20 protein-coding genes and 1 tRNA gene are annotated in these 23,816 nt (G+C 63.5%); 9 read left to right on the top strand and 12 right to left on the bottom strand.

All coding sequences use genetic code 11. From position 1 onward, the window contains the following. Positions 1-482: 482 nt before the first annotated feature. Positions 483-5,045, bottom strand: a complete 4,563-nt coding sequence (locus NKI32_RS13190; protein ID WP_502897945.1) for a PAS domain-containing hybrid sensor histidine kinase/response regulator — start codon at positions 5,043-5,045, stop codon at positions 483-485. Positions 5,046-5,232: 187 nt separating this feature from the next. Between NKI32_RS13190 and NKI32_RS13185 the strand changes: the two genes are divergently transcribed. Further along, positions 5,233-5,589 carry a hypothetical protein gene (locus NKI32_RS13185; protein WP_023693676.1) on the top strand — a complete coding sequence of 119 codons (357 nt, stop codon included), beginning with the start codon at positions 5,233-5,235 and terminating at the stop codon, positions 5,587-5,589. A gap of 110 nt (positions 5,590-5,699) precedes the next feature. On the opposite strand, the gene NKI32_RS13180 is transcribed toward NKI32_RS13185, so the two are convergent. After that, a complete protein-coding gene (locus NKI32_RS13180) occupies positions 5,700-6,368 on the bottom strand; it encodes a DUF2865 domain-containing protein (RefSeq protein ID WP_353002790.1) in 669 nt (222 codons plus the stop codon). A gap of 534 nt (positions 6,369-6,902) precedes the next feature. Between NKI32_RS13180 and NKI32_RS13175 the strand changes: the two genes are divergently transcribed. Beyond that, the gene (locus NKI32_RS13175) at positions 6,903-7,118 is read left to right on the top strand and encodes a hypothetical protein (RefSeq protein WP_023690098.1); all 216 of its coding nucleotides are present in this window, start codon (positions 6,903-6,905) and stop codon (positions 7,116-7,118) included. A 134-nt stretch (positions 7,119-7,252) separates the two neighbouring features. On the opposite strand, the gene tolA is transcribed toward NKI32_RS13175, so the two are convergent. The 6 genes from tolA to NKI32_RS13145 all read right to left on the bottom strand — a co-directional run bounded on the left by tolA (position 7,253) and on the right by NKI32_RS13145 (position 10,888). After that, positions 7,253-7,621 carry a cell envelope integrity protein TolA gene (tolA, locus tag NKI32_RS13170; RefSeq protein ID WP_023701341.1) on the bottom strand — a complete coding sequence of 123 codons (369 nt, stop codon included), beginning with the start codon at positions 7,619-7,621 and terminating at the stop codon, positions 7,253-7,255. Between the two features lie 225 nt (positions 7,622-7,846). Beyond that, the gene (locus NKI32_RS13165; protein WP_353002789.1) at positions 7,847-8,722 is read right to left on the bottom strand and encodes a glutathione S-transferase family protein; all 876 of its coding nucleotides are present in this window, start codon (positions 8,720-8,722) and stop codon (positions 7,847-7,849) included. 25 nt (positions 8,723-8,747) lie between these two features. After that, positions 8,748-9,329 carry a VOC family protein gene (locus tag NKI32_RS13160; RefSeq protein WP_023748344.1) on the bottom strand — a complete coding sequence of 194 codons (582 nt, stop codon included), beginning with the start codon at positions 9,327-9,329 and terminating at the stop codon, positions 8,748-8,750. Positions 9,330-9,919: 590 nt separating this feature from the next. Then, positions 9,920-9,994: transfer RNA gene (locus tag NKI32_RS13155), tRNA-Glu, on the bottom strand. 92 nt (positions 9,995-10,086) lie between these two features. Then, positions 10,087-10,494, bottom strand: coding sequence for a VOC family protein (locus NKI32_RS13150; protein ID WP_353002788.1), 408 nt, complete (start codon positions 10,492-10,494; stop codon positions 10,087-10,089). A 13-nt stretch (positions 10,495-10,507) separates the two neighbouring features. Next, positions 10,508-10,888, bottom strand: a complete 381-nt coding sequence (locus NKI32_RS13145) for a fimbrial protein (protein ID WP_353002787.1) — start codon at positions 10,886-10,888, stop codon at positions 10,508-10,510. Between the two features lie 25 nt (positions 10,889-10,913). Between NKI32_RS13145 and NKI32_RS13140 the strand changes: the two genes are divergently transcribed. Both NKI32_RS13140 and rpoH read left to right on the top strand, forming a co-directional pair. Then, positions 10,914-11,972 (top strand): RluA family pseudouridine synthase, encoded by a 1,059-nt coding sequence (locus NKI32_RS13140; RefSeq protein ID WP_353002786.1) that lies wholly within the window; start codon positions 10,914-10,916, stop codon positions 11,970-11,972. A 188-nt stretch (positions 11,973-12,160) separates the two neighbouring features. Further along, the gene (gene rpoH / locus NKI32_RS13135; RefSeq protein ID WP_023670124.1) at positions 12,161-13,072 is read left to right on the top strand and encodes an RNA polymerase sigma factor RpoH; all 912 of its coding nucleotides are present in this window, start codon (positions 12,161-12,163) and stop codon (positions 13,070-13,072) included. Between the two features lie 151 nt (positions 13,073-13,223). Here rpoH and NKI32_RS13130 read toward each other — a convergent pair whose 3' ends face one another. The 4 genes from NKI32_RS13130 to NKI32_RS13115 all read right to left on the bottom strand — a co-directional run bounded on the left by NKI32_RS13130 (position 13,224) and on the right by NKI32_RS13115 (position 15,742). Then, on the bottom strand, positions 13,224-14,096 hold the full coding sequence (locus tag NKI32_RS13130) for an MBL fold metallo-hydrolase (RefSeq protein ID WP_353002785.1): 873 nt from the start codon (positions 14,094-14,096) through the stop codon (positions 13,224-13,226). A 145-nt stretch (positions 14,097-14,241) separates the two neighbouring features. Continuing rightward, positions 14,242-14,901 (bottom strand): peroxiredoxin, encoded by a 660-nt coding sequence (locus tag NKI32_RS13125; protein WP_023670126.1) that lies wholly within the window; start codon positions 14,899-14,901, stop codon positions 14,242-14,244. 190 nt (positions 14,902-15,091) lie between these two features. Then, positions 15,092-15,457, bottom strand: a complete 366-nt coding sequence (locus NKI32_RS13120; protein WP_353002784.1) for a cell division protein ZapA — start codon at positions 15,455-15,457, stop codon at positions 15,092-15,094. 12 nt (positions 15,458-15,469) lie between these two features. Beyond that, on the bottom strand, positions 15,470-15,742 hold the full coding sequence (locus NKI32_RS13115) for a DUF4164 domain-containing protein (RefSeq protein WP_023670128.1): 273 nt from the start codon (positions 15,740-15,742) through the stop codon (positions 15,470-15,472). A gap of 273 nt (positions 15,743-16,015) precedes the next feature. Between NKI32_RS13115 and tkt the strand changes: the two genes are divergently transcribed. The 5 genes from tkt (at position 16,016) to NKI32_RS13090 (ending at position 23,760) form a co-directional block, all read left to right on the top strand. Beyond that, positions 16,016-18,007, top strand: coding sequence for a transketolase (gene tkt, locus NKI32_RS13110; RefSeq protein ID WP_023730802.1), 1,992 nt, complete (start codon positions 16,016-16,018; stop codon positions 18,005-18,007). Positions 18,008-18,161: 154 nt separating this feature from the next. Beyond that, positions 18,162-19,172, top strand: a complete 1,011-nt coding sequence (gap, locus tag NKI32_RS13105) for a type I glyceraldehyde-3-phosphate dehydrogenase (protein ID WP_353002783.1) — start codon at positions 18,162-18,164, stop codon at positions 19,170-19,172. Positions 19,173-19,379: 207 nt separating this feature from the next. Then, a complete protein-coding gene (locus NKI32_RS13100; protein WP_353002782.1) occupies positions 19,380-21,266 on the top strand; it encodes a potassium/proton antiporter in 1,887 nt (628 codons plus the stop codon). A gap of 145 nt (positions 21,267-21,411) precedes the next feature. Continuing rightward, the gene (locus tag NKI32_RS13095; RefSeq protein ID WP_353002781.1) at positions 21,412-22,614 is read left to right on the top strand and encodes a phosphoglycerate kinase; all 1,203 of its coding nucleotides are present in this window, start codon (positions 21,412-21,414) and stop codon (positions 22,612-22,614) included. Positions 22,615-22,734: 120 nt separating this feature from the next. After that, on the top strand, positions 22,735-23,760 hold the full coding sequence (locus NKI32_RS13090; RefSeq protein WP_352853701.1) for a class I fructose-bisphosphate aldolase: 1,026 nt from the start codon (positions 22,735-22,737) through the stop codon (positions 23,758-23,760). Positions 23,761-23,816: the final 56 nt, after the last annotated feature.

Below are 23,816 nucleotides of genomic sequence, written 5' to 3'. Positions count from 1 at the left end.
TTCGGAAGATGGTCTCTTGGCGCCCTCTTCAAACCGGCGCCCGCTGAGGCCAATAGCCTTCGATTATTACAGTCGCATGACAGTTTCGTGTCAGCCCGGTAACGTCGCACAGACGTCTTGTGGGCCGCACCCTTTAAGCCGGTTTGTGGGAATGGAAGTTGCCGCTGGAATCAGACGCTTGCGCAATTCGTGCTGGCATCAAGTCCCGGCACACCGCAGGCCGCGATGCCGAGAAAGAAAAACCGGACGGGAGCGCGTTGCCCGTGACCAGAGCGAATCTTGGCCGAGCCATCGCCAAAAACAGGTCCGTTGGGGTAGATTCGACGCTGTTTCTTGTCGGCGGTCGCTTGCTCCCGCCCGTAACTGAATGAGCGGTTTCGTTGCGACCATTGTCCTGACTGGGCGCCAGCTTTGATATGGTGCGATCGCACCATATCCTTGGCTGTTGCGGCGCGGCCGAATCCCGGCGGCGCCGCAGGTTGCTATCCAGCGTCTCGTTGGGCTTCGCCTGATATGCCGACCCAGCGCTCGACCTTTTCGAGCAGCGCCCTGGGGCTGATCGGCTTGGGCAGATAGTCGTCCATGCCGGCTTCCAGGCAGCGCTCACGGTCGCCCTTCAAGGCATGCGCGGTGACGCCGACGATCGGGATATGCATACCCGTATGTTCTTCCAGCCGGCGAATTGCGGCGGTGGCCTCGAGCCCGTTCATCTCCGGCATCGAGACGTCCATCAGGATCATGCGCGGATTAAGCCGGCCGAAGGCGTCGAGCGCCTTGCGGCCGTTGCCGACGATTTCGAAACTGTAGCCGGTTTCGCCGATTATCTGGGTGAACACCATCTGGTTCACCTCATTGTCCTCGGCAACGAGAATGTCGAGCCGGCGTTCATCCCCGGCGGCCCGGGCGCGGGCACGAACCGGCGGCGGTTGCAGCAAGGCGCGTTCCGATGCAGCGAGCGGCGGCTTTGCCGGCGACGGTTCGTTCCTGCCGCCGCCGGAACCGCTGCTTGCCGCCGGCAGCACACGGCCGTCCGTGATATTGTGATGGTGCCGCTGGATGGTGGCGACCAGCGTTTCCAGAAGCACCGAGGAACGCGCCGGCTTGATCAGCTGGGCGTCGATGCCGAGATCGCGATAGCTGGTGTTGGCGAGCGACTGGTCGACCGAGGTCAGCATGATGATCGGCGTGTCGGCCAGCCCTGCGGTGTTGCGCACGACGCGCGCCATTTCGGCGCCGCTCATCCCCGGCATCTGATAATCGAGCACGACGCAGTCGACCGGCACGCCGTAGGCAGCCGCGGCGACCAGCACCTTGAGCCCTTCGGGTCCGCTTTCGGCGGCGCAGGAATCGAAGGTCCATGACGCCATCTGCTCGCTCAGGATCGATCGGTTGACGGCATTGTCGTCGACGATCAGCACCCGTGAGCCGGTCACGTCGACCGGCATGATCCGCCGTCCGGTCTGTTCCTCGGCCCTGGGCAATGTCACGGTGAACCAGAAGGTCGAGCCCTTGCCTTCGGCGCTCTCGACACCGATCTCGCCGCCCATCAACTCGACCAGCCGCGAGGTGATGGCGAGCCCGAGCCCTGTGCCTTCGTGGCGTCTGGTCGACGAGGTGTCGGCCTGACTGAATTTTTCGAAGACGAGCTTTAATTTCTGCTGCGGAATGCCGATGCCGGTGTCGGTGACCGAAACGGTAAGCTTTGTCCCCGTCGGCCCCCTTTGTCCGGTCACGTCGACCAGCACGTGGCCTTCGTCGGTAAACTTCACCGCGTTGCCGACCAGATTGGTGACGATCTGCCTGACGCGACCGACATCGCCGACGAACAGGCTTTCCAGGCCCGGCTCGACGCGCACGATGAGCTCGAGGTCCTTCTCCTTGGCGCGCGTCGATATCAGCGTCGCCACATCCTCGATCGCTTCGGGCAGGTTGAAGGGCGCAGGGTCGAGCACCAGCTGTCCGGCATCGATCTTGGAGAAGTCCAGTATGTCGTTGATGATGGTCAAGAGCGCGTTACCCGACTTGACGATGATATCGGTGAACGTCTTCTGCTTGGGATCGAGGTCGGATTTGGCCAGCAACTCGGCCATGCCGAGTACGCCGTTCATCGGCGTGCGGATCTCGTGGCTCATATTGGCCAGGAATTCCGACTTGGCGCGGTCGGCCAGCACGGCGCGCTGGCGCGCCTCGCGCAGTTCGGCCTCGCGCAGCTTCAGTTCGGTGATGTCGGTGGTCGACCCAATCAGATAGAGCGAACCGTCGGACGCGATCATCGCGCCCTTGCGGGCGAACTGGTGGCGCACGCTGCCGTCGGCAAGCGTCACCGTTTCCTCGATCTCCTGTGTATCGCCTGTGCGCAGCACGGCGAGATCGCTGTTGACGAAGGCTTCGCCGTCTTCGCCGAAAATCTCGATGTCCGTCTTGCCGATCGCGTCTTCCCTGCGGAGGCCGGTGAGGTCGCACCAGCCCTTGTTGACGTAGAACTGCCTGAGGTCGGAGCGCTTGGCGTAGATCGACACCGGCACGTTGTCGATGAGATTGCGGAACACCTCGTTCTCGCGCATGCTCTCTTCCAGCGCCTGCTCGCGCGCCTTGACGTCGGTGATGTCGGTGCTGGAGCCGACAAGGTGCACCGACCCATCGAGCGCCACCAGCCGGCTCTTGCGCGTCATCAATTGCCGCACCGTGCCGTCGCGATGGGTAACGGGCTCCTCGATCTCGCGGCCGCGGCCGGTGACGACGACCTCGGTGTCGTCATGGGTGTAGGTTTCGGCGTCGTCGATGCCGAAAAGCTGGAGATCGGTCCGGCCGATGACTTCCTCCTTGGGGATGCCGGTCAGCGCGCACCAGGCCTTGTTGACGAATTCCATGCTCAGATCCTGCGCCTTGATGAAGGCGGCGACCGGCAGTTCGTCCATGACGTGGCGGAACAGGTCGATCTGGCGCATGCTTTCCTGCAGCGCCTTTTCGCGGCTCTTGATCTCCGAGATGTCGACGCGCACGCCGATGAAGGTGCCGTCCTCGGTGCGCATATCGTAGACCTGATACCAGCGGCCGTCCGCATTGAGGCGCTCATAGGACGAGTTGGGCAGGCGATAGCGGGCGAGGATGGCATTGAGCCAGACATCGGGGTCGCCTTCATAGAGCCTATCGATTTCTCGATCGCCGCTCGATCGGAAATAGCCGACCGAATGTCCGAGTTCCAGGGCCTCGCGGAAGCTGCGGCCGGGCTGCCATGCCGGTTTCAGCTCCGGCAGCGTGTCCTGCAGCTTGCGGTTTGCAAAGACGAACTTGTCGTCGCGGTCATAGATGATGACGGCCGCCGGCAGCGACTCCAGCACCGTGGTGAGGTTCTTGCGGGCGTCCTCGGCTTCGGTCTCGCGGCGCTTCATGTCGGAGATGTCGAACAGGAAACCGGCGACATAGTTGCGGCCGCTGGGCATGCCGACGCGGTTCTTGCGCACGATGCGCGAGCGGCTGGCGCCCTCGGCGTCGAAAGTCTCCTCGACCTCGTAGGGCGTGCCGGTCGCCAGCACGGCGCGTTCGCTGTCTTCGAATTGCGCGGCGTCCTTTTGCTTGAGGAAGTCGCCGCCGGGCCTGCCCAGCATCGCTTGCGGGCTCTGTCCGAACAGTGCCGAAAACGCCTCATTGACGAAGACGAAACGCAGATTGTCGTCCTTGACGAAGATCGGGTCCTTGACGCCGTTGATCACCGCCTCGGCCAGCCGCGATTTCTCCAGCGCTTGGGCGAGTTCAGCCTCGCGATCCTTCATGTTGGTGACGTCGACATAGGAGATCAGCCTTTTGCCGCCGGCGAGCGGCGCCAGCGAGGCAATCAGCGTACGGCCGTCATTGCGTGGCAGTTGCCTGGAGCCCACCAGGCCGGCCGAGATTTCTGCTTCGCGCTCGGCGATGTGGCCCTGCCATTCGGCATCGTCAGCACCGTAAGGGTCCATATCGCGGCTGGCCTGCATCAGTTCGCGGAAGCCGCAGCCGATGCCGGCGCGTCGGGGATCGATTTCCCAGAAATCATAGAAGGCGCGGTTGATCACCTCCGCGCGCATCTCCGCATCGAGGACGAGCACGCCGATCGGCATCTGGTCGACCATCGTGCGAAGATTGGCGAAGGTCTCCGTAATTTTGGCGTTGGCACTCTCGATCTCGGCGTCGCGACGCTTGAGCTCGGAGACGTCGTAGTAGGTCAACAGCCGCTTGCCGCCGGACAACGCCGTCACGGAGAACATCATCGTCCTGCCATTGGCATGGAGAAATTCGCGTGGCGCAACCGAGCCGGCGCTGATCTCCTCGATGCGGGTGGCTAGGTAGTGCTGCCACTGCTGTTCATCGAGATCGCCGTAGATGCCGTTGCGGCGGTTGAGTTCCATCAACAGACTGAACGGCGCGCCGACAGTGACGGCGCCATCGGGAATCCTGGAGAGCTCGCGATAGGCCTTGTTGACGATGAGTGTGCCGAGCTTTTCGTCAAGCAGCACGACGCCCATATGCATGGCATCCATCGTCCGCTCGAGATCGGCGAGGTGCTGCGTGGCCTCGCCGGCCGGCGGATCGCTCTCCTCCTCCCGCAGTTCGTCCAGCGCACCGGCCAGTGCCGTGACGTTGCGGCCGATGCCGCGATAGCCGATGAATTCGCCTTCGCCGTCGAACCGCGGGGAACCGGTGATCGAAACCCAGCGGCAGCCGGGACGGCCGCCCTTCAACTCATAAACAAAGTCGCGAAACGGCCGATGCGCCTGCAGATCCTCCAGATGCGCGGCGGCGTGTCGATTGCCGTGCACCATCTGCTTGAGGAAATCGAAGCGGAAACGGCCAAGAATGCTGGCCGGATCGATGCCGGTGGCGGCCTGGTAGTTCTCCGAAAGCCAGGAAAAGCGCAGCTCGGCGTCGGTCTCCCAGACCCAGTCGGCGCCGGCCCCGACCAGTTCGCGCAGCGCTTCGGGCGAAACCCCGACGGACGTATCCTGGCCGTTCACCACCCCTTTTCGGGAACCGCGTCCGCCGCGTGTTCCAACAGTCCCGTCAGCCATCCCGTTCCCACCCCGAAAGCCAAGGCCGAACCCCCTCAGCGGTTCGCCGGCGGAATGTGCCCGAGAAGCATTAATGATCCGCTAACCATAACCATCCAGACTGCGGCCAGAGCCACATTGCCCTGCGGTATTCCGCCGGTTGTCGGCGGAACCCCGGCCGGGCTATAAGTCGGCGGGGGTGTTGCTGATGACCGGTTGGATCGTGCCTTGTTTCCTGTGCCTGGCGCTGCTTGCGGGCAGCGGCTGCGCACGCAGCTATGACGGCACGGTGGTGATCCCGAAGCCGCTCGATATCAGGCGGGTCTGGGATCGCGATCCGTCGCAGACTGAGGCCAGCCGGATGCAGGCGGCAGCCGGTGTGTTTCCGACGCCGCCGCCGCAGGAGCCCTACCGGCCCGCGGCACGCAGGCACACAACACAAATAGCTGCGCCAAGGCGGCACGTCAGGTCCAGCCCGCCCAGCATGGCTTCCGAACCGGCCAATCCGCTCACCTGCAAGAATGTCAGCGAACCCGGCAAACGCTACAGGATGGTTTGCGAATAGCTGGTACTAGAGCAATTCCAGGAAAAGTGTGAAACGGTTTTCCGTCCGGAATTGCGTAAAACAAAGACATAGAGCGGTTCGCCGTTTCGGTGAAACGCTCTAGGCGCAGGTTACTCCGCCGGGAAGAAAGCCGGCCCGACCACCCTGACCGGCCGCGAGCCGGCCAATGGCTCGGCCGACTGTCGCTGGGCGGCGCCCCTGGCCTCTGCAGCGTCTGCGCCAGGCTGGGGAAGTTGCGCCACGGTGCCAAGATCCGGCTTCGCTGACGGCAAAGGAATGATCGCGTTGGCCATATTGGCTGGCGTCACCGTGCGCGCTCTCAGCTCGGCAACGCGCCGGTGATAGCGCTTGAGGTCGCAGGCCCTGAAGTTCGCATCATTGCGATATTTGAAGGCCGTCGGCAGGTCCTTGTAGGATGTGCGCGTATTGAGCGCGACCATCTCTTCGGTTTCAAGGCTTGGATCACTGAGCGTGTACAGGTCGACGCCGGCATCGTCGCAGATGTAGCGGCACTGATCGACCATCTCCTTGACATCGCCGCCTTGCACGAACTGCGATTTCGGCGCCGGGAAGAAATAGCCGTCCGAGAGACGAACGCAAAACAGCATCGAATTGCTGCCGATCAGGGCGCCAGCCGGACGCTGTCTTTGTTGCTCGGCGGCGGGCGTGCAGCCGAGCGCGACGAGCCTGGCCTGCAGTCCGGACGCATCCCGGCGCGAAATCGCGGCGCCGCGATCTGGCGTTGCACCTGTGTGCGGCTTTTGGCGAGGTCGGCGCAAGCATTGAAGAAGCCCCCCACCGCACTTTGCGCCGTGCACCGGCGTTGCCTCTCCAGCCCCTGGATCGCCGCTAGCTGGCGACGTAGCTGCGCAAGCTCGGAGCTGATCCCGCCGCTGCGGCCGGACGGTGCCAGCTGGCTCCTGAGCGCGGCGCATGGATCGGCAAGGGAAGCCGAAATGCCGAGGACGCTTGCCGCTACCGACACCAGTGCAAAGGTCACGACAAGCCACAAATGCATCATCGGCGACACCTGGTCCTTGTACCCCTGTGGAGCCGATCGCCGGCCCAGCCGATTGAGCCTCAATGCGTGAGGCAAGTCTAATTGAAGAGACGCCAAGAACCGCCAGGTATTTTATGCCGAGTGTATTATGCCGGTTCCTGTAAATTCGCTATTACACTTTTGTTTCAAGATTGAGACGTAGCCAGGCTCCGGCGAGCCCAGGCCGCCGCAATCATCGATCCCGCGTTATCGGCCCTTGCGGATGAAACCTTTCTCCGGTGTCTCGCGTTGTGTCGGGCAAAGGAGACCGAAGATGTCTATTCACTTCACTGTCTCTGGCCTGACCAGGAACCTGTTCCACTCGCTGGGGCTGGACCATGAGCGGGCGCCGAGAGCGCTCGATCCCGAACAGAGCCTGTTGCTGGAATGCTATCTCGCCGGACAGATTCCGGAATCCGCCTGGGCCGACTACGTCTTCGAGACGCCGGAACTGCAACGGCATGTCGATATCAGACGCCCGCACAACTGATCAGAGCAACTTCAGGAAAAGTGTGAGTCGTTTTTCCGGGAAAAGCGCGTAGCGCTTTCCCCTGGGAATTGCGTCAAGACAACGAGAGAGGGGGTCGCCGTTTCTGTGAAACGGTGAAACGCTCGCCCGCTCGCCTACTGCTTGGGCGAAGCGAATTGCACGGTGAAGACATTGCCCGCGACGCCTTGCGCCAGCGTCGGCGAGAAGCTCAACGGCAGGCACTTTTGCAGGGCAGTGGTTGCGGCGTCGACGAACGACTTCCTGGTATCCGCATCGCCATCGACCTTGATCGCCGTCGGCCGCGGCGGACCGATCAGCGTGCCGTCGCGCTTGAAGCTGAAGCTCAAGGTGACGCTGGCATTTCCAGCACCCGCCGGCGGCGTCCAGCACGCCTGGATGGCATCGCCGACCTCCGCCATCGTGTCGAGCGGCGCGGCATTGCACGGGTAGCCTCCGACCAACACAACACCGGCAATCGCAAACACTCTCGCTACGCCCTTCATCGCAAAGCTCCTCGTGTGTCGTCCGCCGACCATGATGGTAGGGTCGAAGCAGACTGTGGCAATATGCCTGATGTCAGACTTTACGGCATGAGACGCGCCTGATGGCGCATCGGCGAAAAGCAAAAGGCCGGCATTGCGCCGACCTTTCCCTTCACCCTTGCGCCAGTACATCCGTGGTCGCGCGGTGCCTTCAATAGACAGCGTTCTGGTTAATGAATCCTTAGCTTACGCGCTGGCCTGCGACTTCACATAGGCGATGTAGCCGCGCACGTCGCCGGCCGGCTCGGCATAGGCCTTGCCGAGTTTCTTCTCCATCGCCGCGACATACTCCTTGGTCCATTTTGGCAGCGCATAGTCGATGACGGCCAGGAACTCCAGCGTCGATGCCAGGCGTATGTCGGCGATCGACGGGTGCTTGCCGCCGATGAACGGCTTGCCGTCCCTGAAGAAGGAGTGAAACACCTCCAGCGGCTCGGCAATCGCCGCCATGGCGGCCTTCTGCGCCTCGGACTTCTTCTCCGGATGAGCGTCGCTATGGCCGACCTCGCCGGCATAGTGCGGGAAACCCAGCGCCGGATAGGTGGCGCGCGCCACATACGGGTAGAGCGTGCCGATCAGGTAGAACATGGCGCTGTCGACCATCGCCCGCTTGGCCGGTGCCTTGGGATAGAATTTCTCCAGCCCGTGCTTGTTGGCGAGATACTGCATGATGGCACAGCTCTCCCACAGCACGCCGCGCGGCAGCCCCTTGTCCTCGATCATCGGCGTCAGATGCGCCGGATTGCGCGCCATATATTCCGGCGACCGCGTGTGGCCCCAGGCGTCGGTCTCGGCGGCGTCGAACCCGGCTGCACGGGCAAACACCCGAACGGTCATGTTGTTGACGCTTGGCTTCAGCATCGAGAGCTTCAGCGCCGGTTTTTTCGCCGCCTTGGCCTTCGGCGCGGATTTCTTGGCAGCCGGCCTCGTCGCGGTTTTGGCGGCCGGCTTTGCGGCTGCCTTCGGCGCGGCCTTTACGGCCGCTTTTGCCGCCGGCTTCACTGCCTCTTTTACTGCTGGCTTGGCCGCTGGTTTGCCAGCGCTCTTAACTGTCTTTGCCATTGTGGTCCTCCCCTTTTGCTGGCCGTCAGTATGGATTCTTCGGCGTCCGGTCGTCTGACAAGGTCGCGCGCGACCATTCGACCAGCGTCTGGATTGCGTCGGCAAGGTGCACTTCGGCGATGTTGTAGTCGCCGCGCACAACGCGCAGCTTGTGCGCCTGCATCAGCACATCGGCGTGGGTGAAGCCGGCCGGCGGCTCGAAGCGGTAGGACGCCAGCTCGATCAACAGGCCGAGCGGATCCTCGAAATAGATCGAATCCATGAAGCCGCGATCCTTGACGCCGCTGTGCTTGATGGCGCGTTCGTCGAGCCGGGCGACCGCCTGCAGGAAAGTGACGCGCGACACCGAGAACGCAATATGATGGACGCAGCCCGGTTCGGTGGGCGTGCGCCGCTTGACCGGCGTGCGGCTCTCGTCGGTGAAGACGGTGATCAACCTGCCGTCGCCGGGATCGAAATAGAGATGGCTTTCGCTTGGCTTGTCGAGATTGGGTTGCTCGAAAATGAACGGCATGCCGAGCACGCCCTCCCAGAAATCGATCGAGGTCTGGCGGCCGGCGCCGACGAGGGTGATGTGATGGACGCCCTGCGACTGCAGTTTCTGCATCGGTCTCCTCCTCGCCGACCCTCGCCTATGTTCCCCGGCGTCTTGCGCGCCGCAACGCCCTTTGGCGAGGCTTCGTACATGATGCTAGTGCAATTGGCCGCGCCGCGCCAGAAGCTCGCGGAAACTGCCGGCGCTGGATGGTGAACGGGGCTTGAGTTGCATGACCTGAGGCTATGCAACAGCTCTGAGCTCGGCTTCCGCCAGCGTACCCAGGCCCGCGCATTCGGCGCATGCCATCGTCTGCCCGGGACAGCCGGCCCGATGCGTGCCTTGCGGGCAGCAATGCCCTTTCGACTCGCGCCATTTCAAGCAATCGAAAACCTGCCCGCTGCCGTGACAGCACGGGCATATCATTATTGCCGAATTCATGCCTGCTATGCCCAACCAAATCCGCGTTGCCGCAGATGCTACCCCCGCACCGCAAGTAACAGAGATCGCTACGCTTTCAAGCGTCGCGGCCTGACTTAAATTGGGTGTATTCGGGTACGCGGACTTGCCGAATTTCGCTGATGCCGCCGACCTCGCGGTCACGCGCGATCCGCGCGGCTGCTGCCCGAAATTTTCGATGATGCGGAAGGAAAGTCGTTGCTTGGTACGCCCAAGGGGAATCGAACCCCTGTTCCCGCCGTGAGAGGGCGGTGTCCTGACCGCTAGACGATGGGCGCGTTCAAGAACCGGCGATATAGGCTGACGGTTTGGAAAAAGCAACTGGGCTTCGAACGGCCGGACCGCTTCTGTGCAATCTCGGTTTGCGGACTTAGCGTTTCGGCTCGATCAGGTCCCACAGATTGCCGTAGAGATCGGCGAAAACCGCCACGGTGCCGTACGGCTCATGGCGTGGCGTTTCATGGAAATCGACGCCGTTTTCCAGCATGGTCGCATGGTCACTGTCAAAATCATCGGTTTCGAGAAACAAAACCACGCGGCCTCCGGTCTGGTCGCCGACGCGGCTCTTCTGCACATCGTCCAACGCTTCCGCCAGAAGCAGCCGGGGCCCTTGCCCGACCGCCGGCGTTACCGTCACCCAGCGCTTGCCGTCGCCGAGCTCGATGTCGTCGCAGAGGACAAAGCCAAGCTTGCCGACATACCAGGCGATCGCCTCGTCATAGTCGGGGACGACGAGCGTGATGGTTGCGATGCCGCGATGTTCGGCAAACCCGGTCATTGTTTCGGCCCGGCTATTTGTTGCGGATGGCGAAGCGGCCGATGATACGGCGCTCCGCGATGTCGTAGACAAAGACGGTGCGGCTGCCGTCGCTGAGCTCGGCGTCGATCGAAATGCGATTGCCCGACAGAGCCTGGCTGATCACCTTGGCTCCGACCGGGAGCACTATGTCGGCCGCGAGCGGCTCGCCGGGCGGAACTGGAATGTCGTTGGCGAGCGGCGGGTTCGCGGGCGGCGCTTTGCGCGATTTGTAGACAATGGCCGCGATCACCACCATAAGGGCCAGCAAAAGCAGGCCGAGATTGATGGCCATGAAACGGATGAGCCTGCCGCGCACCTTTTCGATCTCGGGATCGAGCGGCTTTTCTTCTTCATCGGCAACGGGCCGGGCCATGGCAGAACTTCCGGAACTTTTTTCGATGAGCGCTCATAGCGAAGAGACCCCTGAATTGATAGAGGCTGGACAATTCATAGAGGCGGCGCCGACCGTGCTCGAAGCCGGCGCGGAAGCGGCCGGCCAGCGCCTCGACCAGTGGCTGGCGAGCGCCCTCGGGCCTGACATGTCGCGCAGCCGGGTGCAGATGCTGATCCGGCAAGGTGCCGTTTCGATCGACGGCAAGCCGGTCGACGAGACCAAGCGCAAGATGAGTGCCGGCGAGCGCGTATCGGTCGTCATGCCCGAGCCGGAACCGGCCGAACCGCAAGGCGAGCCCATCGCGCTCGACGTGCTTTATGAGGACGACGAGCTGATCGTCATCAACAAGCCGGCCGGCCTCGTCGTCCATCCCGGCGCCGGCAACTGGACCGGCACGCTGGTCAATGCCCTGATCCACCACTGCGGCGACAGCCTTTCAGGGATTGGCGGCGTCAGGCGGCCGGGCATCGTCCATCGGCTGGACAAGGAAACCAGCGGCGTCATGGTGGTGGCTAAGACCGACCGCGCCCACAAGGCGCTGTCGGAGGCCTTTGCCGACCACGGCCGCACCGGCGACCTCGAACGTGCTTATTTGGCGCTGGTTTGGGGCATCCCTCCACGGCCGACCGGAACGGTCGACGCGCCGCTTGGCCGTGCCGCCGACCGCGTGCGCCGCGCCGTCGTGCCGGAAGGCCGTGACGATGCCCGCCACGCCGTGACCCATTTCACCGTCAAGGAGCGTTTCGGCGAGGGCCAGCAGGCGTTCGCCACCGCCAGCCTGGTCGAATGCCGGCTGGAAACCGGCCGCACCCACCAGATCCGCGTCCACATGGCTCATATCGGCCATCCCGTCATCGGTGACCCCGATTACGGCCAGGCCTTCCGCACCAAGGCCAACCGGCTGCCCGAACTGCTGAAGGGTCAGGTCAAGGCATTTTCCAGGCAAGCTTTGCATGCCTGGCTTCTTGCATTTCGGCACCCGGCTACCCATTTATCGATGAGGTTCGAGGCGCCGATACCGGGGGACATGGAGGAACTCGTCGGCGGCTTCCGCAAGCTCTGAACCAGCCAGCTAAAACCTGAGCGGCATTGTTCACTTCAGCGTGACACACTGTTTCGTGTTGAACAAATGCCTGTCTTTTCTGGTTTTGTTCCTATATAAATCAGTTGCCGCGGGCGAGCCTTTTGGTGCTCGCGTCACATGCCCGCCGCGTTTCGGGGGCATCACTCCAATAGAGAGGGGGCGCAATCATGGCCCAGTCACTACCTAGTATTGTTTCCGGCGAAGGCGGCCTCAGCCGCTACCTGGAAGAAATCCGCCGCTTTCCGATGCTTCAGCCGCAGGAAGAGTACATGCTCGCCAAGCGTTACGCCGAGCATGAAGACACCAGCGCTGCGCACAAGCTCGTCACCAGCCACCTTCGGCTTGTTGCCAAGATTGCCATGGGCTATCGCGGCTACGGCCTGCCGATCGGCGAAGTGATCTCGGAAGGCAATGTCGGCCTGATGCAGGCCGTCAAGAAATTCGAACCCGAGCGTGGCTTCCGCCTCGCGACCTACGCCATGTGGTGGATCAAGGCCTCGATCCAGGAGTACATCCTGCGCTCGTGGAGCCTGGTCAAGATGGGCACGACCGCCAATCAGAAGCGCCTGTTCTTCAACCTGCGCAAGGTGAAGGGCAAGATCCAGGCGCTGGACGATGGCGACCTCAAGCCCGACCAGATCACCGAGATCGCCACCAGGCTGAACGTGTCGGAAGCCGAAGTCGTGTCGATGAACCGCCGCCTGTCGGGCGACGCGTCGCTGAACGCGCCGATCCGCGCCAGCGAAGGTGAATCCGGCGAATGGCAGGACTGGCTGGTCGATGACCACGAAAGCCAGGAAGACATGCTGATCGAGCAGGACGAGCTGGAAAACCGCCGCGGCATGCTGTCGGGCGCTCTGGCCGTGCTCAACGATCGTGAGCGGCGCATCTTCGAGGCCCGCCGCCTCGCCGAGGAGCCACTGACGCTGGAAGAGCTGTCTTCCGAGTTCGACATCAGCCGCGAGCGCGTGCGCCAGATCGAGGTGCGCGCCTTCGAGAAGGTGCAGGACGCGGTCAAGGCCGCCGCCAAGCGCCAGATGCAGGCGCTGCGCACGATCGAGGCGCAGCCGGCGGCGTAAAGCCGGGTTCGGCTAAGGAACAGAAGGCGGCGTCGGGAAACCGGCGCCGCCTTTTTTATGTCTTACGCTTACGCTGGCGATTGGCGAAAGCATTCTTGACATCCAATCTCCCCCCTTGCGGGGGAGATCGGCAGCTTCGCCAACTGCCCTCTCAAAGCCCATCCAGCGGAAACTTCAGATACCGCCTTCCATTGGCCTCCGGTTCCGGCAGCCGTCCACCATTCATGTTGACCTGCAGCGCATGCAGGATCAGCCGCGGCATCGGCAGTGTCTTGTCGCGCGCTTCGCGCAAGTCGACGAACTCGGCTTCGCTGCGCGCCGCAAGGAGGTGGATATTCTTTGCCCTCTGCTCGGCGACCGTGCTCTCCCAGCACGGCTCGCGGCCGCCGGCCTGATAGTCGTGGCCGACAAACACCCGCGTTTCGTCCGGCAGCGCCAGAACGCCCTCAATCGAATGCCACAGCCGCGCGGCACTGCCGCCGGGAAAATCCGTCCTTGCCGAGCCGCTGTCGGGCATGAACAGCGTGTCGTGGACGAAGGCTGCGTCGCCAATGACATAGGTGATCGAGGCCAGCGTGTGGCCGGGCGAGAACAGCACCTTGACCGGAAGGTTGCCGATCATGAACGTTTCGCCTTCCCCAAACAGCCGGTCCCACTGCGAGCCGTCTGCGGGGAAATCCGGCCAGTTGTAGATCGCCTTCCACAGCGCCTGGACTTCGATGATCCTGTCGCCGATCGCCGTCGGCGCGCCGGTCTTTTCCCGGAGATAGTGCGCCGCCGAGAAATGATCGGCATGCGGATGGGTGTCCAGGATCCACTCGAGCTCCAGCCCGTTTTCGCGGATAAAATCCAGCAAGGCGTCGGCATTCTTCGTCGCCGTCGCGCCGGATTTTTCGTCGAAATCGAGGATCGGGTCGATGACGGCGCAGCGTCTTGTCACCGGGTCGGTGACGACATACTGGATGGCGCCGGTCGGCTTGTCGTAGAAGCCGGCGACCTCAGGTTTGGCCGAAGCGATGTCCAATGTCCGGCCCCCCTGCCCCTTGCCCGACAGGAACCGTTTTCTCCGTCGGGTTGAACAAGAGCATGGTCATCTGGCAAAGCGCGCCGGTCAAGCACGCCTTGCCACAAATAGGACTGAAGCCCCAAATAGCTCCGACGGAGAAAACCTAGGCTGACGGCTGCTTGGTCTTCCTGAGATAGGGCAGGATCGTCTCGAAAGCGCCAAAACGCTTGACCGCATCTTCGTTCGAAACCGCGGCGGTGATGATCACATCCTCGCCCTGCTTCCAGTTGGCCGGCGTCGCCACCTGGTGCTTGGCCGTCAGCTGCATGGAATCGACCGCGCGCAGGATCTCGTCGAAGTTGCGGCCCGTCGTCATTGGGTAAGTCAGCACCAGCTTGATCTTCTTGTCCGGCCCGATGACATAGACCGAGCGCACCGTGGCGTTGTCGGCCGGCGTACGGCCTTCCGACGTCTCGCCGGCGCCCGCCGGCAGCATGTCATAAAGCTTGGCCACCTTGAGGTCCTTGTCGCCGATCAGCGGGTAGTTCACCGTCTGGCCGGTCGCCGTCTTGATGTCGGCCTGCCACTTGTCGTGGCTCGCAACGGGATCGACGGAAATGCCGATGACCTTGACGTTGCGCTTCTTGAACTCGCCTTCGAGCCCCGCCATCGTGCCCAGCTCGGTGGTGCAGACCGGGGTGAAATTCTTCGGATGGCTGAACAGGATCGCCCAGCCGTCGCCGATCCAGTCATGAAACTTGATCGGCCCTTGCGTGGTCTCGGCGGTGAAGTCAGGCGCGATGTCGTTGATACGAAGGCTCATGGCATTATTTCCCCAGCAACAGATTTCGTCAGGAGCGGCCGTGGACGGCGTCAACGCTCCGGCATTCCCGCATCTTAGCGCAAAAATCGCGGCTGCAGGACAATAGGAAACTATTATTGGCGACGGAACGAGCACTTTCGTTCTACGGACCGACGTTGGGCCGACAATCTTTCGTTTGTGCGGGGAAGGCTCAGGCCTTGTTGACCGCCAGCGACGTGGCCAGGTCTTCCATGCGCTGGGCGAGCGCGCCGAGCGCACTGGTCAGCGCGGTGTCGTTCTTGTCGGCCTTGGTCAGCGCTTCGTCGCGCGTCTTGCGCAGCGTCTGCACTTCGGTCTCCATGCCCTTGACCCGCTTCTGCAGCTCCGAAAGCTCGTCCATCACCATGATACCGGCCATCACCGTCAGCCGCTGGTCGCCGATCTCGCCGAACGAATCCTTCAGATGCGAGACATAACGGTCGAACCGCTCGGCGAGGTCGATCAGGTGCTCTTCCTGACCCTCGTCGCAAGCCATGCGATACTGCTTGCCGTCGATGGAAACCGTGACCTGTGCCATGGCCTGCAGCTCCTACCTGTCCAGCACCGCGCGGATGGTTTCCATGGCGGTCACCAAGCGGCGCGACACTTCCTTGTTGGCATCTTCCAGCCGTTCGGCGCGGGCTTCGGAATTGTCGAGTTCCTGCGCCAGCCGTGAACGGTCGGCGTTCATGCGCTGCACCTCAGCCTCGGCTTCGGAATAGTCGCGCTCGTGCTCGAGCTTGGCCGCGACGGCGTTTTCCAGCCCCTCGATGGCCTTGCCCAGCCTGTGGATGACTTCCTTGAGTGTGGTTTCGCCGGTCATGGCCTTCGTCCTGTGCCCTGCCCATCACCGAATCGCTTCGCGTTCAGAACGCGTTAACAAGGAAACATTAGGCACCGGGTGAAGGCAACGTCAACAAAGCTCTCGCGACTGTCCCCCGCTAACGCTAATGTAGGTCGCCCCATAAGGTCTCAAAGCCATCACAAGACCGGCAAATGTGCAGCCGATTTGTTGACTAAAAGCCCGTGGCTGCTATGTGTCGCGCACTCTTTCCTGGGCTCTGCCAAGCCCGCAAATCCCCACCCCGGAGGTACCATGACGTCGCGTGAACAACATGACCGGATGGCCAATGCGATCCGTTTTCTCTCCATGGACGCCGTCGAGAAGTCCCAGTCCGGCCATCCCGGCCTGCCCATGGGCTGCGCCGACATCGCCACAGTGCTGTTCACCCGCTTCCTGAAATATGATCCGAAGAACCCCCATTGGCCGGACCGCGACCGCTTCATCCTGTCGGCCGGCCATGGTTCGATGCTGCTCTACTCGCTGCTGCATCTGACCGGTTACGAGGACATGACCCTCGACCAGATCAAGCATTTCCGCCAGCTGGGTTCCAAGACCGCCGGCCATCCCGAATACGGCCATGCCACCGGCATCGAGACGACGACCGGCCCGCTCGGCCAGGGTCTCGCCAATTCGGTCGGCTTCGCGCTCGGCGAGCGCATCATGAACGCCGCCTTCGGCAACGACCTCGTCGACCACTACACCTATGTGCTGGCCGGCGACGGCTGCCTGATGGAAGGGGTTTCGCAGGAAGCCATCGCGCTGGCCGGCCACCTCAAGCTCAACAAGCTGATCGTCTTCTGGGACAACAACAACATCTCGATCGACGGTCCGGTTTCGCTTGCCGACAACACCGACCAGGTCGCCCGCTTCCAGGCCTCGGGCTGGAACGCCAGCCACATTGACGGCACCGATCCCGAGGCAATCGCCTACGCCATCGAGGCCGCCCGCCATTCCGACAAGCCGACGATGATCGCCTGCAAGACGACCATCGGCTTCGGCGCCCCGACCAAGGCCGGCACCAACAAGGCGCACGGCTCGCCGCTCGGCGCCGACGAGATCGCCGGCGCGCGGAAATTCTTCAACTGGGACTCGCCGCCCTTCGAGATCCCGGCCGACATCCTCGACGCCTGGCGCACCGCCGGCAAGGCCGGCGCCAAGCCGCGCACCGACTGGGAGGGCCGGCTCGCCAAGGCCAAGCCCGAGATGAAGGCCGAGTTCGAGCGCCGCCTCGCCGGCAAGCTGCCGTCGAACTTCGATGCCGTCATTGCCGACTACAAGAAGAAGCTGTCGGCCGACAAGCCGAAGGTCGCCACCCGCAAATCGTCGGAAATGGCGCTGGAAGTCATCAACGGCGCCGTGCCCGAGACCATCGGCGGCTCTGCCGACCTGACGGGCTCCAACAACACCAAGACCAGCCAGACCAAGAACATCACGCCGGACGATTACGGCCAGCGCTATGTCCACTACGGCATCCGCGAGCATGGCATGGCGGCCGCCCTCAACGGCCTGACGCTGCATGGCGGCCTCATCGCCTATGGTGGCACCTTCATGTGCTTCTCCGACTATGCCCGTCCGTCGATGCGGCTGGCGTCGCTGATGGGCATCCGCTCGATCTTCGTCATGACCCATGATTCGATCGGTCTGGGCGAAGACGGCCCGACCCACCAGCCGGTCGAGCATCTGGCGGCGCTCCGCGCCATCCCCAACCACAATGTCTTCCGCCCGGCCGACGCGGTGGAAACCGCCGAATGCTGGCAGATTGCCATTGAATCGGAAAAGACCCCGTCCACCCTGGCGCTGACCCGCCAGAACCTGCCGACGGTGCGCACCGAGCACTCGGCCAGGAACCTCTCGAGCCAGGGCGCCTATGAGCTGGCCGCGGCGAGCGGCGAAGCGGCGGTGACGATCTTCGCCACCGGCTCCGAGGTCGAGATCGCTCTCGGCGCCCGAGACCTCCTGGAAAAGCACGGTCACCCGACCCGCGTCGTCTCGGTGCCTTGCTTCGAACTGTTCGACCAGCAGAGCGACGCCTATCGCAAGGAGACGATCGGCAACGCGCCGATCAAGATGGCGATCGAGGCCGGCATCCGCCAGGGCTGGGATCACCTGATCGGCTCCGACGGCATCTTCATCGGCATGACGGGCTTCGGCGCTTCCGGCACCATCGAGCAGCTCTACCCGCATTTCGGCATCACCGCCGAAGCCGCGGCCAAGGCAGCGGAAGCCCGCCTGCACGGCAAGTAAGATCAGGGTCAGTCCCGCGCACCTCCGAGGCGGATTCGCGGGGTGGACCAACCTAATCGATTTAAATTCGGCCTTCTGCGGCTGGATTCTTGTGCCATCCGCCGCTATGAAGCTGCGGACCCATCTGCCGCCTCCAGCTCCCAGGGAGAGTAAAATGACCGTCAGAGTTGCCATCAACGGATTTGGCCGCATCGGCCGCAACATCCTGCGCGCCATCCATGAATCCGGCCGCAAGGACATCGACGTCGTCGCCGTCAACGACCTCGGCCCGGTCGAGACCAACGCGCATCTGCTGCGCTATGACAGCGTGCACGGCCGCTTCCCGCATGAAGTGTCGGTCTCGGACGACCAGATCACCGTCGGCAAGGAGAGCTTCAAGGTCACCGCGATCAAGGACCCGGCGCAACTGCCGTGGAAGGAACTCGGCATCGACATCGCGCTCGAATGCACCGGCATCTTCACCGCCCGCGACAAGGCTGCCGCGCACTTGACCGCCGGCGCCAAGCGCGTCGTCGTCTCCGCGCCTGCCGAAGGTGCTGACCTCACCGTCGTCTACGGCATCAACCACGACAAGCTGAGCAAGGACCACATCGTCATCTCGAATGCGTCCTGCACCACCAACTGCCTGGCGCCGCTCGCCGCCGTGCTGCACGAGACCGTCGGCATCGAAAAGGGCATGATGACGACGATCCACTCCTACACCGGCGACCAGCCGACGCTGGACACCATGCACAAGGATCTCTACCGCGGCCGCGCAGCTGCCCTGTCGCAGATCCCGACCTCGACCGGTGCGGCCAAGGCGATCGGCCTGGTGCTGCCCGACCTCAAGGGCAAGCTCGACGGCATCTCGATCCGCGTGCCGACCCCTAACGTCTCGGTCGTCGACTTCAAGTTCATCGCCAAGCGCGCCACCACCGTGCAGGAGATCAACGAAGCGGTGATCGCCGCCTCCAACGGCAAGCTCAAGGGCATTCTCGGCGTCACCCATCATCCGAATGTGTCGATCGACTTCAACCACGATCCGCGCTCGTCGATCCTGGCGCTCGACCAGACCAAGGTCATGGACGGCAACTTCGTTTCGGTGCTGTCCTGGTACGACAATGAGTGGGGCTTCTCCAACCGCATGGCCGACACCTCGGTCGCCTTCGGCAAGACCATCGCCTGACCTGAAGGCATCGTCTTGCAGCTTCGAACGCCCGGCTTTGCCCGGGCGTTTTTCGTCAGCGCGCCGGGCAACGCGCGCCGAGCCGCCAAACGCCGGAAAATCAGCGGCATAAGGCAAAAAAGCCATCCTTGCGCCTTGCACCGGCCATGCCTTCGCCCCACTCTCCCGTGAATCGGTAGAAAGAGGAATTCGAGGGGCAAATCACGGATGGAGCATGCGATCTATCTCGTCACGCTGGTCGGCACAGCGCTAGTCGTCGCCGCAGCGTTCTCGAGCCTGATCGCCTTTCGCTTCGGCGCCCCTTTGCTGCTGCTCTTCCTCTGCATCGGCCTCGCCAGCGGCGTCGATGGTCTCGGTATCGAATTCGACAATGCGCGCGTGGCATATTTTGCCGGCTCACTGGCGCTGGCGGTCATCCTGTTCGATTCCGGTTTCGGCACGCCGCTCAACGCGCTGCGCCAGGCGGCCGGCCCGGCGCTGTCGCTGGCGACCTTCGGCGTAATCCTGACCACTGGCCTGTTCGGCGCCGCCGCCTATTACCTGCTCGACCTCAGCTGGCTGGAATCCTTCCTGCTTGGAGCTGCCGTCGCCTCGACCGATGCGGCTGCGGTGTTCTTCCTGCTGCGCGCCGGCGAAATCAATCTGCGCGAGCGCGTGCGCGCGACACTGGAAGTCGAATCCGGCACCAACGACCCGATCGCCATCTTCCTGACCATCACGCTGGTCGAGATCATCGCCGCCCACGCCAATCCCGAGACCCATGTGCTGGTCACCGACCTGATCCTGGGCTTCCTGCTCAATATGGGGCTCGGCGCCGTCGTCGGCGTGCTTGGCGGGCTCGGCATCGTGCGCCTCGTCGACCGGCTCAACCTCGACCATGGCCTGCTGCCGATCTTCGTGCTGACCCTGTCACTGATGGTGTTCGCCGCCGCCGGCGCCATTGGCGGCTCGGGCTTCCTGGCGGTCTATCTCGCCGGGCTGATTGCCGGCAACTCCGACATCCGCGCCGTCACCATCCTGAAGCGCTTCCAGGACGGCATGTCGTGGCTGGCACAGATCATCATGTTCCTGATCCTCGGCCTGTTCGCGACACCCTCGCAGTTTCCGGCGATCATGGTGCCGGCGGTGCTGCTCGGCCTGTTCCTGATGTTTGTCGCGCGCCCTGTCGCCGTCTGGCTCTGCCTGATCCCGTTCCGCCTGCCGCGTCCCGAGATCGCCTTCGTCTCCTGGGTCGGCCTGCGCGGCGCCGTGTCCATCCTGCTTGCCATCACCCCGCTGCTCGGCGGACTGGAGAACGGCCGCACCATCTTCAACGTCGCCTTCATCATCGTTCTGGTATCGCTGGTGGTGCAGGGCTGGTCGGTCGGTCCGCTGGCGCGCCGGCTCGGCCTGATCGTGCCGGCGAGACTCGGGCCGCTCGACAAGGTCGAACTCGAACTGCCGGGCTCCGCCCACCACGAACTGCTCGCCTACCGTGTTGCGCCCGGCAGCCCGGTGGCGCGCGGCGAGCGTATCCCGCGCTGGGCACGGCCCTCGTTGGTGCTGCGCGACGGCCGCTCGATGCGTTTCCAGGACATGGGCCGGCTCGCGGCCGGCGACCAGGTTTACATCTTCGTGCCCGACCGCTATCCGCGCCTGCTTGACAAGCTGTTTGCCAGCCGCGCCGTAGTCGACCCCGAGGATGCCGACTTCTTCGGCGCCTTCGCCGTCGATCCCGCCCGCTCGGCCGCAGAGCTCGAGGCCGCATACACTCCGGGATTGAGCGAAGCCGAGCAGAAGCTCACCGTCGGCGCGCTGGTGACCGCGCGGCTCGGCGGCCATGCCGAATATGCCGACCGGGTGCTGATCGGCCCGATCGAATTGATCGTCCGCGACGTCGACGACAAGGGCAAGATCACCGGTCTCGGCCTGTCCTTCGAGCCGACCGCGCCGATGGCGCGGGTTCCGGTGTTCCTGAGCGCCGGCGAGATCGGCGATCGTGTCTCCGCCTTCATCCGCAACTGGCGCAAGCCGACCGAGACGCAGACTGCAGAGGCGACAGCCAATGAGAAGGCCCTTGAGCCGACGGCGGAAAAGATAACGACCGAAGGCTGACAAGCGATCGGTTCACGCTGACGTCCCGCATCATCACGACAGCCTTCGCCTTGATCTCAAAATTTAGCTCGCACCCCGGCTCAAGCCTTGCATCGTCATCGATGCGAGGTATGGTCCCGGCGATTTTCCACGGAAAGGAACCCGCATGGCCGCCTTCAAGACACTCGACGATATCGGCAATATCAGCGGCAAGCGCGTGCTGGTGCGCGTCGACCTCAACGTGCCCGTCGCCGACGGCAAGGTCACCGACGCCACCCGCATCGAACGCATCGCGCCGACCATCGCCGAGCTGTCCGGCAAGGGCGCCAAGGTCATACTGCTCGCGCATTTCGGCCGCCCGAAGGATGGTCCCTCGCCCGAATTCTCGCTGGAGCCGATCGCCAAGGCTGCCGCGGAGGTGCTTGGCCGCCCGGTCGGCTTTGCCGGCGATTGCGTCGGCGACACGGCGGGCAGTGCGGTCGCCGCCATGAACAAGGGCGATGTGCTGCTGCTGGAAAACACCCGCTTCCACAAGACCGAGGAGAAGAACGATCCTGATTTCACAGAGCGGCTCGCCGCCAATGGCGATATCTTCGTCAATGATGCCTTTTCCGCCGCCCACCGGGCGCACTCCTCGACCGAAGGCCTGGCGCGGCTGTTGCCGTCCTATGCCGGCCGCACCATGCAGGCCGAGCTCGAGGCGCTGGAGAAGGGGCTCGGCAATCCGGTCCGCCCTGTCGTCGCCATTGTCGGCGGCGCCAAGGTGTCGACCAAGATCGACCTGTTGATGAACCTGGTGAAGAAGGTCGACGCGCTGGTCATCGGCGGCGGCATGGCCAACACTTTTCTCGCCGCGCGTGGCACCGCTGTCGGCAAGTCGCTGTGCGAGCATGACCTTGCCGCGACCGCCAAGCAGATCATGATCGAGGCCGCCGAGGCAGGCTGCGCCATCATCCTGCCTGTCGACGGTGTCGTCGCCAAGGAATTCAAGGCGGGTGCGGCCAGCGAGACCGTTGCCATTTCGGATGTCCCGGCTGACGGCATGATCCTCGATGTCGGCGAAAAGACCGTGAAGACGATCGGTGAATGGATCGACCGCGCCGCGACCCTGGTCTGGAACGGCCCGCTTGGCGCCTTCGAAATCGAGCCTTTCGACCACGCCACGGTGGCGGCGGCCAGGCACGCGGCGGCCCGCACCAGGGCCGGCAAGCTGGTCTCGGTCGCCGGTGGCGGCGATACGGTGGCCGCCCTCAACCATGCCGGCGTCGCCGACGACTTCACCTATGTCTCGACCGCCGGCGGCGCTTTCCTCGAATGGATGGAAGGCAAGCCGCTGCCCGGCGTCGACGTGCTGAAGAAACAAGCCTGACCGGATCGGGGGCGCAAAAACGGACGCCAGGAACTTTCAATCGATTCGAGCTTTCCGATCCCATTCCTTTGGCGGTAGACTTCCGTTACGCGCGGAACGTACCCCCTTAGGAGAAGAAAAATGAGCGAACGTCTCGAAGACATTGCCGCCGCGATGGTGGCCGGCGGCAAGGGCCTGCTGGCCGCCGATGAGAGCTCCGGCACCATCAAGAAGCGCTTCGACGTTATCGGCGTCGAATCGACCGCCGATAGCCGCCGCGACTACCGCGAGATGATGTTCCGCGCCAAGGACGCAATGACGAAGTACATCTCCGGCGTCATTCTCTACGACGAGACCATCCGTCAGAAGGCTGCCGACGGCACGCCTCTGGTCGACATCATCAAGGCGGCGGGCGCCATTCCCGGCATCAAGGTCGATGCCGGCGCCAAGCCGCTCGCCGGCTTTCCCGGCGATACCGTTACCGAAGGCCTCGACGGCTTGCGCGAGCGGCTCGCAGATTATTACAAGCTCGGCGCCCGCTTCGCCAAATGGCGCGCGGTGATCGACATCGACACCGGCAAGGGCGTGCCCTCGGTCAATTCGATTGCCTCCAACGCCCATGCGCTGGCCCGCTATGCCGCACTGTGCCAGGAGGCCGGCATCGTGCCGATCGTCGAGCCGGAAGTGCTGATGGACGGCGCGCACGACATCGACACCTGCTACGACATCTCGAAGGCAACGCTGATCAAGCTCTATGACGAGCTGCATGCGGCGCGCGTTGTGCTGGAAGGCACCATCCTGAAGCCGAACATGGTGCTGGCCGGCAGGAAGTCGGGCAAGGTGAGCAGCCCCGAAGAGGTCGCGGAAAAGACCATAAAACTGTTCCGCGAAACCGTACCGGCAGCGGTGCCGGGCATCGCCTTCCTTTCGGGCGGGCAGTCGGACGAGGAGGCTACCGCCAACCTCAACGCCATCAACGCCATCGGCCCGCATCCGTGGAAGCTGACCTTCTCCTATGGCCGCGCCTTGCAGGCCGCCCCGCAAAAGGCCTGGAGCGGCAAGGCATCGAACGTCGCCGCCGGCCAGGCCGCCTTCACCCATCGTGCCCACATGAACCATCTGGCGGCGCTGGGACAATGGACGGCGAGCCTCGAACAGGCCGCCTGAGCGCAGTCCTCCCGTTGTCATACAACCCGGGCCGATGCGCCCGGGTTTGTTTATGC

It is taken from the genome of Mesorhizobium sp. M0761 (assembly GCF_040320205.1).
Classification (GTDB): domain Bacteria; phylum Pseudomonadota; class Alphaproteobacteria; order Rhizobiales; family Rhizobiaceae; genus Mesorhizobium.
Note: the sequence above shows the minus strand (reverse complement) of the source record. Positions and strands in the feature narration are given on the sequence as shown.

Excerpts from the sequence above, each read along its gene's own strand:
- NKI32_RS13190 (WP_502897945.1), bottom strand. The coding sequence starts at position 5,045 with ATGGCTGACGGGACTGTTGGAACACGCGGCGGACGCGGTTCCCGAAAA.
- NKI32_RS13185 (WP_023693676.1), top strand. The coding sequence starts at position 5,233 with ATGACCGGTTGGATCGTGCCTTGTTTCCTGTGCCTGGCGCTGCTTGCG.
- NKI32_RS13175 (WP_023690098.1), top strand. The coding sequence starts at position 6,903 with ATGTCTATTCACTTCACTGTCTCTGGCCTGACCAGGAACCTGTTCCAC.
- tolA (WP_023701341.1), bottom strand. The coding sequence starts at position 7,621 with ATGAAGGGCGTAGCGAGAGTGTTTGCGATTGCCGGTGTTGTGTTGGTC.
- NKI32_RS13165 (WP_353002789.1), bottom strand. The coding sequence starts at position 8,722 with ATGGCAAAGACAGTTAAGAGCGCTGGCAAACCAGCGGCCAAGCCAGCA.
- NKI32_RS13160 (WP_023748344.1), bottom strand. The coding sequence starts at position 9,329 with ATGCAGAAACTGCAGTCGCAGGGCGTCCATCACATCACCCTCGTCGGC.
- NKI32_RS13150 (WP_353002788.1), bottom strand. The coding sequence starts at position 10,494 with ATGACCGGGTTTGCCGAACATCGCGGCATCGCAACCATCACGCTCGTC.
- NKI32_RS13145 (WP_353002787.1), bottom strand. The coding sequence starts at position 10,888 with ATGGCCCGGCCCGTTGCCGATGAAGAAGAAAAGCCGCTCGATCCCGAG.
- NKI32_RS13140 (WP_353002786.1), top strand. The coding sequence starts at position 10,914 with ATGAGCGCTCATAGCGAAGAGACCCCTGAATTGATAGAGGCTGGACAA.
- rpoH (WP_023670124.1), top strand. The coding sequence starts at position 12,161 with ATGGCCCAGTCACTACCTAGTATTGTTTCCGGCGAAGGCGGCCTCAGC.
- NKI32_RS13125 (WP_023670126.1), bottom strand. The coding sequence starts at position 14,901 with ATGAGCCTTCGTATCAACGACATCGCGCCTGACTTCACCGCCGAGACC.
- NKI32_RS13120 (WP_353002784.1), bottom strand. The coding sequence starts at position 15,457 with ATGGCACAGGTCACGGTTTCCATCGACGGCAAGCAGTATCGCATGGCT.
- NKI32_RS13115 (WP_023670128.1), bottom strand. The coding sequence starts at position 15,742 with ATGACCGGCGAAACCACACTCAAGGAAGTCATCCACAGGCTGGGCAAG.
- tkt (WP_023730802.1), top strand. The coding sequence starts at position 16,016 with ATGACGTCGCGTGAACAACATGACCGGATGGCCAATGCGATCCGTTTT.
- gap (WP_353002783.1), top strand. The coding sequence starts at position 18,162 with ATGACCGTCAGAGTTGCCATCAACGGATTTGGCCGCATCGGCCGCAAC.
- NKI32_RS13100 (WP_353002782.1), top strand. The coding sequence starts at position 19,380 with ATGGAGCATGCGATCTATCTCGTCACGCTGGTCGGCACAGCGCTAGTC.
- NKI32_RS13095 (WP_353002781.1), top strand. The coding sequence starts at position 21,412 with ATGGCCGCCTTCAAGACACTCGACGATATCGGCAATATCAGCGGCAAG.
- NKI32_RS13090 (WP_352853701.1), top strand. The coding sequence starts at position 22,735 with ATGAGCGAACGTCTCGAAGACATTGCCGCCGCGATGGTGGCCGGCGGC.